The sequence below is a fragment of the Paenarthrobacter sp. OM7 genome, assembly GCF_029873575.1.
Lineage (GTDB): Bacteria > Actinomycetota > Actinomycetes > Actinomycetales > Micrococcaceae > Arthrobacter.
This window is the reverse complement of sequence record NZ_CP123579.1, coordinates 3,637,503-3,652,248: the sequence shown is the minus strand read 5'-3', so window position 1 is coordinate 3,652,248 and position 14,746 is coordinate 3,637,503. Positions and strand designations below refer to the sequence as shown.

The 14,746-nt window shown below is 63.8% G+C and carries 14 protein-coding genes; 9 read left to right on the top strand and 5 right to left on the bottom strand.

Going from position 1 to position 14,746, the window contains the following annotated elements; all coding sequences use genetic code 11:
* Window positions 1-10: 10 nt before the first annotated feature.
* The 4 genes from QEH68_RS16780 to proC all read left to right on the top strand — a co-directional run bounded on the left by QEH68_RS16780 (window position 11) and on the right by proC (window position 3,643).
* Window positions 11-445, top strand: a complete 435-nt coding sequence (locus tag QEH68_RS16780; protein WP_026541355.1) for an SseB family protein — start codon at window positions 11-13, stop codon at window positions 443-445.
* Window positions 446-533: 88 nt separating this feature from the next.
* Window positions 534-1,655: a Ppx/GppA phosphatase family protein gene (locus QEH68_RS16775; RefSeq protein WP_280623478.1), complete on the top strand. Its 1,122-nt coding sequence runs from the start codon at window positions 534-536 to the stop codon at window positions 1,653-1,655.
* Between the two features lies 1 nt (window position 1,656).
* Window positions 1,657-2,490: a sugar phosphate isomerase/epimerase gene (locus QEH68_RS16770; protein WP_207594530.1), complete on the top strand. Its 834-nt coding sequence runs from the start codon at window positions 1,657-1,659 to the stop codon at window positions 2,488-2,490.
* Window positions 2,491-2,812: 322 nt separating this feature from the next.
* The gene (gene proC / locus QEH68_RS16765; protein ID WP_280623477.1) at window positions 2,813-3,643 is read left to right on the top strand and encodes a pyrroline-5-carboxylate reductase; all 831 of its coding nucleotides are present in this window, start codon (window positions 2,813-2,815) and stop codon (window positions 3,641-3,643) included.
* 3 nt (window positions 3,644-3,646) lie between these two features.
* Here proC and QEH68_RS16760 read toward each other — a convergent pair whose 3' ends face one another.
* Complete coding sequence (locus QEH68_RS16760; RefSeq protein WP_026541351.1) at window positions 3,647-4,333, bottom strand: TrkA family potassium uptake protein; 687 nt, start codon at window positions 4,331-4,333, stop codon at window positions 3,647-3,649.
* Window positions 4,326-5,759, bottom strand: coding sequence for a potassium transporter TrkG (locus QEH68_RS16755; protein ID WP_089596106.1), 1,434 nt, complete (start codon window positions 5,757-5,759; stop codon window positions 4,326-4,328). Before QEH68_RS16755 ends, QEH68_RS16760 begins: the two co-directional genes overlap by 8 nt.
* Before the next feature lie 102 nt (window positions 5,760-5,861).
* Here QEH68_RS16755 and QEH68_RS16750 point away from each other — a divergent pair, with 102 nt between their 5' ends.
* Entirely contained in the window at window positions 5,862-7,088 is a 1,227-nt protein-coding gene (locus QEH68_RS16750; RefSeq protein ID WP_280623476.1) for an acetoin utilization protein AcuC, read from the top strand.
* Between the two features lie 17 nt (window positions 7,089-7,105).
* Here the strand turns inward: QEH68_RS16750 and QEH68_RS16745 are convergent, their stop codons facing one another.
* Window positions 7,106-7,582 carry a hypothetical protein gene (locus QEH68_RS16745; protein WP_207594526.1) on the bottom strand — a complete coding sequence of 159 codons (477 nt, stop codon included), beginning with the start codon at window positions 7,580-7,582 and terminating at the stop codon, window positions 7,106-7,108.
* A gap of 157 nt (window positions 7,583-7,739) precedes the next feature.
* Between QEH68_RS16745 and QEH68_RS16740 the strand changes: the two genes are divergently transcribed.
* Window positions 7,740-8,306, top strand: a complete 567-nt coding sequence (locus QEH68_RS16740) for a metalloregulator ArsR/SmtB family transcription factor (RefSeq protein ID WP_280623475.1) — start codon at window positions 7,740-7,742, stop codon at window positions 8,304-8,306.
* Between the two features lie 207 nt (window positions 8,307-8,513).
* Entirely contained in the window at window positions 8,514-9,851 is a 1,338-nt protein-coding gene (gene gdhA, locus QEH68_RS16735) for an NADP-specific glutamate dehydrogenase (RefSeq protein ID WP_207594522.1), read from the top strand.
* A gap of 79 nt (window positions 9,852-9,930) precedes the next feature.
* On the opposite strand, the gene QEH68_RS16730 is transcribed toward gdhA, so the two are convergent.
* The gene (locus QEH68_RS16730) at window positions 9,931-11,262 is read right to left on the bottom strand and encodes an alpha-hydroxy acid oxidase (protein WP_280623474.1); all 1,332 of its coding nucleotides are present in this window, start codon (window positions 11,260-11,262) and stop codon (window positions 9,931-9,933) included.
* A gap of 90 nt (window positions 11,263-11,352) precedes the next feature.
* Between QEH68_RS16730 and QEH68_RS16725 the strand changes: the two genes are divergently transcribed.
* Window positions 11,353-12,051, top strand: coding sequence for an FCD domain-containing protein (locus QEH68_RS16725; RefSeq protein ID WP_280623473.1), 699 nt, complete (start codon window positions 11,353-11,355; stop codon window positions 12,049-12,051).
* Between the two features lie 41 nt (window positions 12,052-12,092).
* Here the strand turns inward: QEH68_RS16725 and QEH68_RS16720 are convergent, their stop codons facing one another.
* Window positions 12,093-13,124, bottom strand: a complete 1,032-nt coding sequence (locus tag QEH68_RS16720; protein WP_207594519.1) for a LacI family DNA-binding transcriptional regulator — start codon at window positions 13,122-13,124, stop codon at window positions 12,093-12,095.
* Between the two features lie 189 nt (window positions 13,125-13,313).
* Between QEH68_RS16720 and QEH68_RS16715 the strand changes: the two genes are divergently transcribed.
* Window positions 13,314-14,726 (top strand): Gfo/Idh/MocA family oxidoreductase, encoded by a 1,413-nt coding sequence (locus tag QEH68_RS16715; protein WP_280628031.1) that lies wholly within the window; start codon window positions 13,314-13,316, stop codon window positions 14,724-14,726.
* Window positions 14,727-14,746: the final 20 nt, after the last annotated feature.

The following is a 14,746-nucleotide window of genomic DNA, read 5'->3' as shown; positions in this document are numbered from 1 at the left end:
GAGTAGAACCATGACTGAACAGACTGTTTCACCGGACAACGAACCCTTGAACGACCTCGAGGCGAAGCTCGCCTCGGCCGAGCAGCCGGACGCCAACCCGGTGGATGTCATCCTCGCTTTCCTCAACAACGAGGTTTACCTGGTCAGCTCCGAAGCCGTGGACGGCCCGGACTCGTCGGTGGAGCCGCTGGTGCTCTCCAACGCCGACGGTCAGCCCGTCCTGGCAGTCTTCAGCCACCCGAGCCGCGTCGATGAGCGCTTCCTCGAAGCAGCCCCGCACGTCCTGGGCACCATGGGCTCGGCGATCCTCGGCAACATCGGTGATGAACTGGGCATGGTCATCAACCCGGGCAGCGAGTTCGGCTTCGAAATTGATCCCGAAGGCATCGCCAACATCCGCCGCGACTTCAAGCGTGCAGACGAAGCAGGGGAGCCCACGGAATAGGGCGGACCAACCATCCGGCCACTCTTCCGTCGACGAAACGTCGTCGCCAAGTTGCTTCACGGGCTTCGAATCGGTGAATAATGGCAGAATGCGTCTTGGCGTTCTAGACATCGGTTCCAACACCGTCCATCTGCTGCTTGTGGATGCTCATCCGGGCGCGCGTCCGGTGGCTTTCGCATCCCATAAACGTCCTCTGTCCTTGGTGCAATACCTTGACGGTGACGGCAACATCAATGACGCCGGCCAGCATGAGCTCATCGAGTTCGTGCTGGAAGCCTGGGAGTTCGCGGCCAGCCACAAAGTGGAGGACCTCCTGGCGTTCTGTACGTCAGCCATCCGCGAGGCCACCAACGGCCCGGAAGTCCTGGCCAGGGTGAAACACGAAACCACGGTGACCCTCCAGGAACTCACGGGCAGCGAAGAAGCCTCCATGACCTTCTTCGCTGTACGCCGTTGGTATGGATGGGGTGCAGGTCCCATCCTGGACCTGGACATCGGGGGCGGCTCGTTTGAGATGGCCTACGGAACGGACGAACTCCCTGAGTTCGCCACCTCCGTTCCCCTGGGTGCCAGCCGCCTGACGCGGGACTGGCTCCACGATGATCCGCCAACAGCCAAGAGCGTCAAGGAACTGCGTCGCTACATCCGTTCCACCCTGAAGCCTGTGGTCCGCAATTTCCACGAGCTGGGACGCGCGAACCTGGTCGCGGGCACCTCCAAGACCTTCCGCTCGCTGGCCCGCATCGCCGGTGCCGCTCCCAGTGCAGCTGGACCATACGTGAAGCGCGAACTCCACGCAGCGGACCTCGGCCTTTGGGCCCAGCGCATCTCCGCCATGACGGTGGAGGACAGGCTGTACCTCCCGGGTGTCTCGGATGCCCGTGCCCGCCAACTGTTGGCAGGCGCACTGGTGGCCGAGGCTGCGCTGGAGCTCTTTGAGTTCCCCACCATGGAAATTTGTCCATGGGCGCTGCGGGAAGGCCTGATCCTGCGGCGACTGGACCAGCTGGTGTTCGAAGAGGCCCTCGACCCGGCTCCACATGTGGGCAAGCGGAAGAAGGACAAGTCCAAAAAGAAAGCAGCCAAGGACGGTGCCAAAACGGTGGAAAAGAGCGAGCCCCACCCCGGAATCAAGGAATTTCCTGTCCCCGTAAACACCCCGTCCCCTGCACCAATCCCAGCCCCCGTGGCAGGCGGGCTGGCCTCCTGAGATGAGCAACGACGTCGAACCTGAAGTGAATGACCGCCAGATCCCCGTAGCGCTGTCCAGCGCGTCCGTCTACCCCTTGAGCGTCCACGACGCTTTTGCCGTGGCGCAGGACCTGGGGTACGAGGGCGTGGAGGTGATGGTCACCAACAACGCGGTGAGCCAGAACCCGGACGCCCTTATCCAGTTGAGCCACCGCTACCACCAGGAGATCGTCTCCATTCACGCGCCCACCTTGCTGCTGACGCAACAGGTGTGGGGCACTGCGTGGAACAAGATCGAGAAGTCGTGCCAGATGGCCGCGGACGTTGGTTGCGACACCGTAGTGGTCCACCCGCCGTTCCGCTGGCAGTCCAACTACGCAGAGAATTTCGTGGAAGGCGTCCGGGAGATCGCGGCCATGTACCAGGTGCATATCGCCGTGGAGAACATGTACCCGTGGCGTGTCCGCGGACGGGAAGCGGTGGCGTACCTGCCGCACTGGGATCCACTCGGCCAGGATTACGACGACGTCACGTGGGACTTCTCGCACGCAGCCACTGCGGGGGCCAACAGTTTGGAAGCCATCAAGGCGCTGGGCAGCAAGCTCCGGCACGTCCACCTCACGGACGGGTCGGGGTCCGGCAAGGACGAGCACCTGGTGCCCGGTACCGGTACGCAGCAGTGCGCGGACGCCCTTCAGCATTTGGCATCCACGGGTTTCGACGGCGTGGTGGTGGCGGAGATTTCCACCCGCAAGGCGAAGGTAGCGGGGGAGCGTGAGGAAATGCTGGCGGAAACACTGCGCTTCGCGCGGCAGCACCTGAGCGTTCCGCTGCTGCGCAGCGTAGACAACTAACGGCGTCGAGCGCTGATCCTTAGTCTGTCCGCCTGACGCGCCCTTCACGGGTGTGTCAGGCGGCTGACTGCGGGACGACCGCAGCCGTATCAGCGGTTAAAAGCGAAAGCACCGGCGGCCGAATCGGGAAATGGGGGAAAACCCGCCCGGCCACCGGTGCTTGTGGCGGACATCCCCATGCCCGCCTCATCACTCGCACCCTCAATGAGGTAACTACTAAGTTACGGACCAACCATGAGTGCTGCCTGCAATAACCTTGTGAGCAAGCTGGGAATCTGGAATCCGTTAGACCCCGTCCAAGGCCAACTGCCATGATGGAGCCATGAGCAACCGAATCGCATTCCTTGGCTGTGGATCCATGAACGAAGCAATCCTGGGAGGCCTGCTCGCCGCAGGGACGGACCCGTCAGACATTGTCGCCACCGTCCGCCGGGCTGAGCGGGCCGATGAACTCGCCCAGCGCCATGGCGTCATGGCCATCGCGGGCGAAGAGGAGCCGGACAACAACAAGCTGGCCACCAAGGGCTCCGGCATGGTCATCCTGGGCGTCAAGCCGGTGGGCATCCTGGACCTGGCTCGCGAGATCAGCCCGGCCCTGGCGAAGGACACGATTGTTGTCAGCGTCGCCGCAGCGGTTTCCATCGCCCAGCTCGAAGCAGCGCTGCCTAACGGCCAGCCGGTGATCCGGACCATGCCCAACACGCCTTCAAGGCTGGGCCGCGGTGTCATCTCTGTCTCGCCGGGAACCCATTGCACGCCTGAGCAGCTCGAAAAAGCCAAGACGGCGCTGGCCGGTGCCGGCACTGTGGTGGAGATTCCCGAAGAACAGGTGGACGCGCTGTCCGCCATCAGCGGTTCTGGCCCGGCCTACGCGTTCTATCTGGCCGAGGCCATGGCTGCGGCCGGCGTCGAGCTCGGACTGGACCAGGAGCTGTCCGTCATGCTGGCCCGCGAAACCGTGGCAGGCGCCGGGTTTATGCTGGCCGAACCGGGAGCGGATCCCACCGCACTTCGCGTCGCCGTCACCAGCCCGAAGGGAACCACCGAGCGGGCCATCATGGCCTTCGACGACGGCGGCATGCCCAGGATCATCGCCGACGGTGCCCGCGCCGCTGCCGCCCGCGCAGCAGAAATCACCAAGCAGCTGGGCTGAATACTACGGGCGGGCTGCGAAGCGCTCCAGCAGGTCCACGTGTCCGGACACGATCAACATATCGTGGCCGGACACTTTGGTTTCCGGCCGGGCGTAGGTGAAGTCCTCGCCCGGGGTTTTCACGCCGACAATGGTTACGCCGTACTTGGACCGGACCTTGGATTCCTCCAGGGTGAAGCCCACGGTTTCCTTGGGCGGGTACATCTTGACGATCGCGTAGTCGTCGTCGAACTCGATGAAGTCCAGCATGCGTCCGGACACCAGGTGCGCTGCACGGACCCCGGCGTCGGCCTCGGGGTAGATCACGTGGTTGGCGCCGATGCGGGTGAGGATCTTGCCGTGCGAGGGCGTGATGGCTTTGACCCACAGATGCTGGATGCCGAGGTCCACCAGGTTCACGGTGATGAGCACCGAGGACTCGATGGACGTGCCTACGCCTACTACGGCTGAGCTGAATTCCTGGGCGCCGAGCTGGCGCAGGGCGTCGATGTTGGTGGCGTCGGCCTCCACCACGTGTGTGAGGACGGGAGCCCACTTTTGGACGAGTGTGCGGTCTCGTTCGATGGCCAGGACTTCACGGCCCTGCTTGACCAGCTGCTCAGCGGTGGCGGATCCGAACCGGCCGAGGCCAATGACCAGCACTGGTGCGTTGTGTGCGGGGCGGTTGGCAGCCCCCGTGGTACTAGCCAATGATTGGCCTCTCTTCCGGATAGTGGTACAGCTGGCTGCGCTGGCGCAGGGCCAGGCCGGCGGCAAGGGTTACGGTGCCGACGCGGCCGGCAAACATCAAAGCGGTGAGGACATAAACGCCCGACGGCGGCAGCTCGGCGCTGAGGTTGGTGCTCAGTCCCACGGTGGCGAAGGCGGAAATGGATTCGAAGAGTACCCGGTCCAACGACGCTCCGCTGATGGAGAGCAGCAGGAACGCGGCCACTGATACCAGGGTGGCGCCGGCAACGATCACCGAGATGGCCACGCGCATGGTGCCTTGGGGGATGGTGCGGCCATAGACTTTCACGTCGGCGTCGCCGCGGGCTTCGGCCATGATGGCCAGGAACATGACGGCGATGGTGGTCACCTTGATGCCGCCGGCCGTGGACGCCGAGCCGCCGCCGGCGAACATCAAGGCGTCGGTGAGGAGCATGGTGGTGGATTCCATGTGGTTCTGGTCCACCAGGTTGAAGCCGCCCGACCGCGTCATCACGGACGCGAACAGCGAATGGGTGATCTTGTCGCCAAGGTCCATGGTGCCGATGGTCCGAACATTGTCCCACTCCATCAGGCCCCACAGGACCGTGCCCGCTGCCAGCAGGATGAACGAGACCTGGATGGTGAGCTTGGTGTGGAGGTTCCACTTTTTCCAATTGAGCCCGTTCTGCTGGAGCACCATCACCACAGGGAAGCCCAGGCTGCCCAGGAACACGCCCAACATCAGCGGGATGAGGATCCACAAATCGGTCTCGTACGGGACGATGCCATCGGAGTGCGGCGTGAATCCGGCGTTGTTGAACGCGGAAATCGAATAGAAGACGCCGTGCCACACGGATTGCCAGAAGCTCTCACCGAGCACCATGAAGCGGGGAATCAGGACGATGGCCAAGGCGGCCTCGATCACCACTGAGGTCACGATGACGATCCGGAGCAGGGTACCCACTTCACCGAGCCGGCCTGCGTTGTTCATGGCTTCCTGGGCGATCAGCTTGCCGCGCACGCCCAGCCGCTTGCTGACCATGAGAGCCAACAGCGAGGCCAGGGTCAAGGTGCCCAGACCACCTACGAAAATACCGATCAGGATCACCAACTGGCCGAAGAAGGTCCAGTGCGTGGCCGTGGAAACCACTGTCAACCCGGTGACGCAGACGGCGGAGACCGCCGTGAACATGGACTGGTGCAGGGGCGTGACAGTGCCTGCCGCAGAAGCAGCGGGCAAGGACAGCAGGCCGGTGAAGACCAGGATCACTACAGCGAAGACGGTCAACGCCAAGCGGGCCGGTGACGTGTTGGCAATGTTGTCGATGAAGTCGCGCACGCGGGTAAAGATCCAGAGACCTTCCCGCTCCTGCTGGTTGGTTTGCCAGTTGGCCGGGCTCGTGGACCGCGACTGGCTTTGAGACATGGCGCTCTTCCTCGGTTGAACAAGCTTTCCTGAGTAGTAAACCACTATTCCCGCGGCGTAACCGGGCAGTAGGGCCCGTCAGGCTCAGGTAGCCTGTTCTGGATGAACTCTAGGCTTGGGACAACGGCTTCCAGCATTACGCGCTCCGCACTGCCAACGACGGTGGTGTGGGACCCAGCCATGACTGCCTACAATTTTGGCCCCGGCCACCCCATGGCACCGCAGCGGCTGGAACTGACAGCGCGGCTGGCCGAGTCCCTGGGCCTGTTCGGACACCAGCATGTGGCCGTCGAGGCACCCGCTGTGGCATCCGACGTCGAACTTTTAACGGTCCACAGTGCCGGCTACGTTGAGGCCGTTCGACGCGTCAGCGAGGATCCGTCCACTCCGGAGGAGGGCCGTGGACTGGGCACGGAGGACGATCCCGCGTTCGCCGGGATGCATGAGGCCAGTGCCCGCCTTGCCGGTGGGTCGCTGCTGGCCGCTGACACCATCCTGTCGGGTCGGGCCGTCCGCGCCGTGAACTTCAGCGGCGGGATGCACCATGCTGCACGCGAGCGGGCCAGCGGCTTTTGCGTCTACAACGACGTCGCGCTGGCCGTCCAAAGGCTGCTCGACGGCGGGGTGCAAAGGATCGTCTGCATCGACGTCGATGCGCACCACGGCGATGGGACGCAGAGTATCTTCTGGAACGATCCCCGCGTCATGACCATCAGCCTCCATGAAACAGGCCTTTCGCTCTTCCCCGGCACCGGCTTTGCCAACGAAACCGGTGGCCCGGACGCGCCCGGGACCGCGGTCAATGTAGCGCTGCCCACTTTCACGGGGGACGCGGCCTGGTTGCGGGCCTTCCATGCCGTGGTCCCGCAGCTCGTGGGTGCCTTCCAGCCCGAGGTGATCGTGAGCCAACACGGCTGCGATTCCCATCGGGACGATCCCCTGACCCACCTGACCCTCAGCATCGACGGACAGCGTGAGGCGGCGTCCGCCGTCGCAAGCCTTGCCGCCCGCTATTGCGACAACCGTTGGATCGCTACGGGCGGTGGCGGCTACGACGTCACCGGTGTTGTGCCGCGCGCATGGAGCCACCTGATCGGGATGGTGACGCAACGCCCAGTGCCGCTCAGCACTCCGGTGCCCGAAGCTTGGCGGACCTATGTGCGCGAAACCTACGGCGTGTGGGCTCCGGAGTCCATGGGCGACGACGTGGACGTGTGGTGGCGATCCTGGGAGGTGGGCTACGACCCCGCGGACGAGGTGGACCGGACCATCATTGCCACACGCAAGGAAATCTTCCCCCTGTATGGCCTGGACCCCTGGTTCGACTGACGTTTGGCTCCAGAAAGCTACAGCCCGGTCCTCTCCGTCTGGAAAACCACCCCGGCGGCCCCTACCAGCCACCCGAGCAGCGAGAGCGCGAACGCGCCAATGAGGTCCGTGGAGGCCTGCCCCTTGAAGAGCCACAGCACCAGGACCAGCATGCCCATGGTCATGTAAACCATGATCGCGAAGATCACCCGCCCGGAAAGCCTCGTGGCCACGTCGGCCGGGCTGACCAACGGGCTGGGAGCTCCGGCGTCGGCATTGTCACGTTTGACCTCGGAAATGGTGAAGCCAAGAGCCGACGCCGTGAGTGAACTCAGCGACGTTGCCAGGACTCCCGCGGCGGTCACCAAGGCGCCGTTCAACTCCGGAGATTCGGCCGTTCCTGTGGGCACCCATGTCCCCACCCGCACCAGGACAGTGGTCCATACGAGGACAAACAAGGCGAGGAACACGCCGGCAATGATGTCAAAGATGCGACGCCGGAAAAATTCAGTCATGGCCATGCACCCCGTGCTTGTGGCGGCCGGGGCCTGGGAGCCCGGACGGACCGTGTCTCCGTTGTAGCATCGGCCCACCAATGGGTCAACGATTTGGTACCCGTCGCGGCAGGAAACAGGGATGCCAATTGGCGTATATGTCGCTAGGGTGGGAGGCATGGTGACTGACGACGTATTTGCCGTCATAGCTGAGGCAACCAGACGCGACATCCTGGTCTCCCTCCGCTCTGGGGATAAAGCAGTAGGCGAACTGGTGGAAGAACTGGCTGCAAGCCAGCCCACAATCTCCAAGCATCTGAAGGTGCTCCGCGAGGCTGATCTGGTCAGCATGCGCGCGCAAGGCCAGAAGCGCTTCTATGCCCTGAATCCCAAGCCGCTTGCCGGCGTCGCGAGCTGGCTTGAAACGTTCGACGTCGGAACCCCGGCTCCCGCCGTCGTCGTGCCTGCTGCTGAGGCGACCTCAGCGGCTGCCGCCACGGACGTGCCCGCCGCTGTGGCTCCCGCCGAAGCCGCCGTCGTGTCAGTCCCCAACCGCGCCGACGCCATTGGCCAGGCCGTCAAGGTCCACGCGAGTGGAACGCCCGTCTCCCTTGACCCCGCCTCCGACGACACCGTTCCCCAGCAAATCGGCCGCACCGTAGGCCGCGCTGCCACTAAGGCTGCTGACCTCCTGGCCAACCTTCCGAACCTGCCCAACCTTCCCAAGTTCGGGCGTAAGCGGTAGCGCAGCCCTACTTAACGTGATCCTCGTCACATTGTGAGTTTTTGTTTACCTTGCGTTTCCTTGTGTTTTCAACGATTTTCTACAGTTGTGTTAACTCAGCGGTGAGGGTCACATTGGCTCCGGATGGAGATCCCATCTTCCTCGATGCAACCATGAGCGGGACTGATCGTCTCGCCGCGGGTCGGCGCACTGAGGATAGGAACACGCATGGATTCAAGGCTCGAAGCTGTCCGCGACACCGTGTTGGCACGGAACCCGGGGGAGAAGGAATTCCACCAGGCCGTCACTGAGGTCTTCGAAAGCCTCGGCCCCGTGCACGATCGCCATCCTGAATTCCTTGAGGGCGCCGTCCTGGAGCGTCTTTGCGAGCCGGAGCGCCAGATCATCTTCCGCGTCCCGTGGACCGACGACGCCGGCCGCGTCCACGTGAACCGCGGCTTCCGGGTGGAGTTCAACTCCGCGCTCGGCCCCTACAAGGGCGGGCTCCGCTTCCACCCCTCGGTGTACCTGGGAATCGTGAAGTTCCTCGGCTTTGAGCAGATCTTCAAGAATGCACTCACCGGCATGCCCATCGGTGGCGGCAAGGGCGGCTCGGACTTCGACCCGCGTGGACGTTCCGATGCCGAAATCATGCGCTTCTGCCAGTCCTTCATGACCGAGCTGTACCGGCATATCGGTGAATACACCGACGTTCCCGCCGGCGACATCGGTGTGGGCGGTCGCGAGATCGGCTACCTCTTCGGCCAGTACAAGCGGATCACCAACCGCTACGAATCCGGCGTCCTGACGGGTAAGGGCATCTCCTGGGGCGGTTCCCTGGTTCGCCCCGAGGCCACCGGTTACGGAACGGTGATCTTCGCCCAGGAGATGCTCAAGACCCGCGGCCAGTCCTTCGACGGTCAGCGCGTAGTGGTCTCCGGTTCCGGCAATGTGGCCATCCATGCGATCGCCAAGGCCCAGTCCCTCGGCGCCACCGTAGTGGCCTGTTCGGATTCGGCCGGTTACATCGTGGACGAGGCGGGGATCGACGTCGCGCTTCTGAGCCGGATCAAGGAAGTGGAGCGCGGCCGCCTCACGGAGTACGCCGCGCGCCGTAATGGGGCCAGCCATGTTGTCGGCGGTTCGGTGTGGGACGTCAACGGCACCGTGGCGCTGCCGTGCGCCACCCAGAACGAGCTCGACGGCGATGCTGCCGCCAAGCTGGTCAGCAACGGTCTGATCGCGGTTGCCGAAGGTGCCAACATGCCCTCCACGCGGTCCGCGGTATCCGTGTTCCAGGAAGCCGGGATCCTCTTCGGGCCGGGCAAGGCCGCCAATGCCGGTGGTGTGGCGACGTCAGCCTTGGAGATGCAGCAGAATGCCAGCCGCGATTCCTGGTCCTTCGAGCACACCGAGCAGCGCCTCACCGAGATCATGGTGGGCATCCACGACCGTTGCGCTGCCACAGCTGATGAATACGGTGCGCCCGGGAACTACGTGGTGGGCGCCAACATCGGCGGCTTCGTTAAGGTGGCCGACGCAATGCTGGCCCAGGGCCTGATCTAGCCCCCTTACCCAACTGAGTAACAGCAACTGTCGCAATGAACGCTCATTGCGACAGTTGCTGTTACTTACATGGGTGCGGTCAGCGCTGGAGCAGCCGCACGTGGTCCGGGTTCAGGTCCGCTACCTTGCTGACGCCCAGCAGCGCCATGGTCCGGGTCATGTCCTTCTCCAGGATCTGGATGGTGCGGTCCACGCCTTCGCGTCCACCGGCCATGAGACCGTAAAGGTATGCGCGGCCGATCAGGGCAAAGTCCGCGCCCAGGGCGAGGGCTGCCACGATGTCCGCGCCGCTCATGATGCCTGTGTCCAGCATGACTGCGGCCTTGCTGTTGTCAGCCTTCAATGCCGTGGTGACCTCCGGCAGCAGGTGGAACGGGATGGGTGCGCGGTCCAATTGGCGGCCGCCGTGGTTGGACAGGATGATGCCATCCGCGCCGTGGTCCACTACCTTGCGGGCGTCTTCCACGGTCTGGATGCCCTTGACCACCAGCTTGCCCTTCCAGGTTTCGCGGAGCCAGTCCAGGTCCTCATAGGTCAGGGTGGGGTCGAACATCGAATTGATGAGGTCTGCCACGGTGCCGGTGTAACGCGAAAGCGAAGCGAAGGTCAGGGGCTCGTGCGTGAGGAAGTTGAACCACCAGGCCGGGCGGTAGGACGCATCCAGGACGGTTTTGATGGTCAGCGCCGGCGGGATGGTCATGCCGTTGCGGACATCGCGAAGGCGGGCGCCGGCAACCGCAGTGTCCACGGTGACCATGAGGGTGTCGTTGCCGGCTTTCGCTGCGCGTTCGATCAGTTCCAGGGAGCGGTCGCGGTCCGTCCACAAGTACAGCTGGAACCAGTTGCGGCCGTTCGGTGCAGCCGTGGCAACGTCTTCGATGGACGCAGTGCCCATGGTGGACAGGGTGTAGGGAATACCTGCGGCTTCAGCGGCCTGCGAGCCGGCGTACTCGCCCTCGGACTGCATCATGCGCGTGAATCCTGTGGGAGCGATGCCGAACGGCAGGCGTGATTCCTTGCCCAGGATGTCGGTGCGGAGATCGATCCTGGAGACATCGCGCAGTATGCCGGGACGGAACTCGATGTCCTGGAAGGCCTGGCGGGCGCGGCGGAGGGTGATCTCTTCTTCGGCGGCACCGTCGGTGTAGTCGAAGGGCGCCTGCGGGGTGCGGCGCTTGGCGATGTCCCGCAGTTCCCAAATGGTGCTGGCGCGCTTGAGTCGGGCAGTCTTGCTGAATTCGGGCTTCTTGAACTGCATGAGCGGAGCCAGGTCGGAAACCTTGGGGACGCGGCGCTTCAGTGCCGGCGGAAGCACGACGGCGGAACGCGGCTGGGGCGGACGTGTCACGTTTTCGTCGCTCCCGGCGTTGGCGGGCGCGGCCGTGATTTTGGGATCGAGGGTGTCGGTCATGCGGTTCTCCCTTGAATTCTGTGGTCTTACCACTGTGGTCTAACCACACTGTAATCCATGTGGTTGGACCACATCAACTAGTATTCCGTTATGCGTACCCACGAGTTGGTCCTGCAATGGATCGAGAAGCAGCTGTCCGATGGAGACCTTGCCCTCGGCGGCAGGCTTCCGGGTGAACGCGCCATGGCCGAGCAATTGAAGGTTTCCCGGACCTCCGTGCGCGAGGCAGTCCGCATCCTCGAGGCGATGGGCGTGGTCCGTGCCGGCGTGGGGTCCGGAAAGGATGCCGGGACCGTGGTCATCGCCGAGCCGGGCTCCGCGCTGGGTTCCACCCTCCGGCTGCACGTGGCCACGCGCCATCTTCCCGTGGCGGACATCGTGGAGACCCGCGTCCTGCTGGAATCGTGGGCGGCTGAACGGGCTCAGGTGGGGGTGCCGGAGCTGGAGGAGGCCGCGGAGCTGCTGGACCAGATGGACGCTGCCCCGGACATCGATACATTCCTTGCCTTGGACGCCCGCTTCCATGTGGCGCTCGCGCAGGCTGCCGGCAATGCCGTGGTCAGCGCCATGATGGCCTCGCTCCGGGGCGCGATCGAGAACTATGCAGGTGAGCTGACCGGCAACCTTCCCGACTGGAACGCGACGTCCGCAAGGCTCCGGGCCGAGCACCGCGCCATCCTTAACGCTGTGAACAATCACGACGGCGGCAAGGCGGCCGAGCTGGTGGCCGCCCACATCCAGGGTTTCTACAAAGAAGCCGGAGTGGGCGCAAATTCCTCATCCAGGTGACACTCAAGGCCAATGTCCGCGCGTGACATGGGCACTAAGTGTCAGCTTGCGGGCTTGAGTGCGGGCGCTGCGGTGCTCTTGCGGATTTCCACCCTGGGCGAGAACTCGTCCTGTGCCTGGGTGGTGGCTTCGCCGGCTTGCTGGATCTGTTCGCGCATTCTCCGCCAAGCGAGGCTTCCGAGCTCGTTGATGGGCACGGCAGCAGTGGTCAGCGGGGGAGTGGTGTATTTGGCGAAGGGGATGTCATCGAAGCCTGTCACGGAGATGTCCTCCGGAACCCGCACCCCGCGCTCATGCAGGCCGCTGAGCAGCCCCATGGCGACGAGGTCGTTGAATGCCAGGATTCCGGTGGCACCACTGGCAATGATGGCCTCCGTGGACTCATGGCCGGAATCGAAGTTGGATCCACCGTGGAGCATCTGCAGTTCGATCTCCGGATGCTCGGCGCGGAACTGGTCCAGGCCCACCAGGCGTTGGCGGTTGGAAGCGCTGTGCTCGGGGCCGGACAGGAACACGAGGCGGCGGTGTCCCAGGGAGACCAGATGCTGCGCCAGTTCCTGGATGCCCTGCCCGTAGTCAACGCTCAGGCTCGGAGTGTTGGTGGCGATGGTGGTGCGGTTGATGAGCACCAGTGGGTGCAGGGTGGGCGCCAGCTCTTCAAGTTCGGCGTCGGCCATGCGGGGTGCGCAAAGGACCACGCCATCGCAGCGGCGCCGGGCTTCGCCGGCCAGGATGGCTTCCTCGCTGGTGACTTCGGAGGAGTCGGCAATCAGGACGCGGTAACCATCCTGTGCGGCGGCGATACTGAGTCCGCGGAGGATGGCCTGGAAGGTGGGGTTGGCCAGATCCGGAACCACGATGCCGATGGTGTCCGTCTTTCCCAGTGCAAGGCTGCGCCCCACCGGGTTGGGCTGGTACTTCAATTCCGCTGCGGCTGTCCGAACCCGCGCCGCGATTCCGGGATCCACTGCGGCGTTACCGTTCATGACGCGTGAAACGGTGGCGTGAGAGACGCCGGCCTTCTCCGCGACATCAGCTATCCCGACGCGCCTGTTGGTGTTCCTGCGTGCCATGTGGCCCCTTCCCATTGGTCGTCTCCCGAATGCGCCGTCGTTGGAGCAGTGGTTGACGTGACCACCAGAGTCTTGATACAAAGCTTATAACGCTCTGAGAAAACGCTTTCTCATGATTCTTCCCATACGAAGCCGGGCCGTCAAGCGGTTCACTCCTGCCTTTTGAAAGGGGCATCCCTCATGGCAAACATGGTCACCGTCGACTCAGCCGAGACCCAGACCGAAACGGCCGCACCCACTGCCCGGACTGAAGGCCACCACCGGACACGCATCGCCCTCATCGGCACCGGTGGCCGCTCGGAAATGTATATCCGGGCCATCTATGGGCAGCACTCGGACGTTGCGGAACTTATTGCGCTCTCCGACGTCAACCCGGGCCGGGTGGACTTCTACCAGGAGCTCATCAAGGAGCTTGGCGGAACAGAACCCGTTGCATCCTTTGAGCCGGGCCAGCTCACCAGCTTCATCCAGTCCAACGACATCGAGCGCGTCATCGTCACGACGCCCGACTACACCCACGCGGACTACATCGTTGAGGCGCTCGAGGCGGGTGCCGACGTCGTGGTTGAAAAGCCGCTGACGATTGACGTTGACGGATGCCGCCGTATTACGGAAGCGGTGGCGAAGACCGGCAAGAACGTGGTGGTGACGTTCAACTACCGCTACTCGCCGCGCAACACGGCACTGAAGGAAGTCATCAAGAACGGCGTGATCGGCAAGGTCACCTCCATCGACTTCAGCTGGGTCCTGGACACCGTTCACGGCGCGGACTACTTCCGCCGCTGGCACCGTGAAAAGAAAAACTCCGGCGGCCTGCTCATCCACAAGGCCTCCCACCACTTCGACCTTGTTAACTGGTGGATCAACGATGTTCCGGAGCGCGTTTTTGCCTCCGGTGGCCTGCGCTTTTACGGCGACAAAAACGCAGCAGAGCGCGGCTTGGGAGCACGTCCGGAGCGCGGCACCGTAGATGGCCTTGAGCACGATCCCTTCCGCCTGGACATGCGCGACGACGAGCGCCTGAAGGCCCTGTACTACGACAACGAAAAGTTCGACGGCTACATCCGTGACCAGGACGTCTTCACCGAGGGCATCACCATCGAGGACAACCTGGCCCTCGTGGTGGACTACCAGGGCGGCCCGACGCTGAGCTACTCGCTTAACGCCCACAGCCCGTGGGAAGGCTACCGCGTCACCGTCAACGGCACCGAAGGCCGGGCTGAACTCGAAGTGGTGGAACGCGCCGCCGTCGAGTCCAGCACCGACAAGAAGACCGTGGTGGACCCGAGCGCCACTCCCATCGAGGAAGAGGATGCCGTACGCCGCAACGGTGAGCGCCTGGTGGTCCAGCGCCACTGGGAAGCTGCCTACGAAGTTCCGATCGTCAACGGTGAGGGCGGCCACGGCGGCGGCGACAACCTGCTGCTCTCGGACCTTTTCAATGGTCCCGGCATTGATCCACTGGGCCGTCCGTCCGGCTACATCGACGGACTCCGTTCCGTGTCGGTGGGCATTGCCGGCAACCAGTCCCTGGACACCGGCCAGCCCGTTCGTATCAGCGAACTGGGACTCGGCGCCGACCTCAGCCGCAGCCAGGCCTGACCGGTTCACTACCAATCAAG

What these genes read in the sequence shown, in the direction of transcription:
- gdhA (WP_207594522.1), top strand. Translation starts at nt 8,514, where the DNA reads ATGGATTCAAGGCTCGAAGCTGTCCGCGACACCGTGTTGGCACGGAAC.
- QEH68_RS16755 (WP_089596106.1), bottom strand. Translation starts at nt 5,759, where the DNA reads ATGTCTCAAAGCCAGTCGCGGTCCACGAGCCCGGCCAACTGGCAAACC.
- QEH68_RS16715 (WP_280628031.1), top strand. Translation starts at nt 13,314, where the DNA reads ATGGTCACCGTCGACTCAGCCGAGACCCAGACCGAAACGGCCGCACCC.
- QEH68_RS16725 (WP_280623473.1), top strand. Translation starts at nt 11,353, where the DNA reads ATGCGTACCCACGAGTTGGTCCTGCAATGGATCGAGAAGCAGCTGTCC.
- QEH68_RS16730 (WP_280623474.1), bottom strand. Translation starts at nt 11,262, where the DNA reads ATGACCGACACCCTCGATCCCAAAATCACGGCCGCGCCCGCCAACGCC.
- QEH68_RS16750 (WP_280623476.1), top strand. Translation starts at nt 5,862, where the DNA reads ATGAACTCTAGGCTTGGGACAACGGCTTCCAGCATTACGCGCTCCGCA.
- QEH68_RS16780 (WP_026541355.1), top strand. Translation starts at nt 11, where the DNA reads ATGACTGAACAGACTGTTTCACCGGACAACGAACCCTTGAACGACCTC.
- QEH68_RS16740 (WP_280623475.1), top strand. Translation starts at nt 7,740, where the DNA reads ATGGTGACTGACGACGTATTTGCCGTCATAGCTGAGGCAACCAGACGC.
- proC (WP_280623477.1), top strand. Translation starts at nt 2,813, where the DNA reads ATGAGCAACCGAATCGCATTCCTTGGCTGTGGATCCATGAACGAAGCA.
- QEH68_RS16775 (WP_280623478.1), top strand. Translation starts at nt 534, where the DNA reads ATGCGTCTTGGCGTTCTAGACATCGGTTCCAACACCGTCCATCTGCTG.
- QEH68_RS16745 (WP_207594526.1), bottom strand. Translation starts at nt 7,582, where the DNA reads ATGACTGAATTTTTCCGGCGTCGCATCTTTGACATCATTGCCGGCGTG.
- QEH68_RS16770 (WP_207594530.1), top strand. Translation starts at nt 1,657, where the DNA reads ATGAGCAACGACGTCGAACCTGAAGTGAATGACCGCCAGATCCCCGTA.
- QEH68_RS16720 (WP_207594519.1), bottom strand. Translation starts at nt 13,124, where the DNA reads ATGGCACGCAGGAACACCAACAGGCGCGTCGGGATAGCTGATGTCGCG.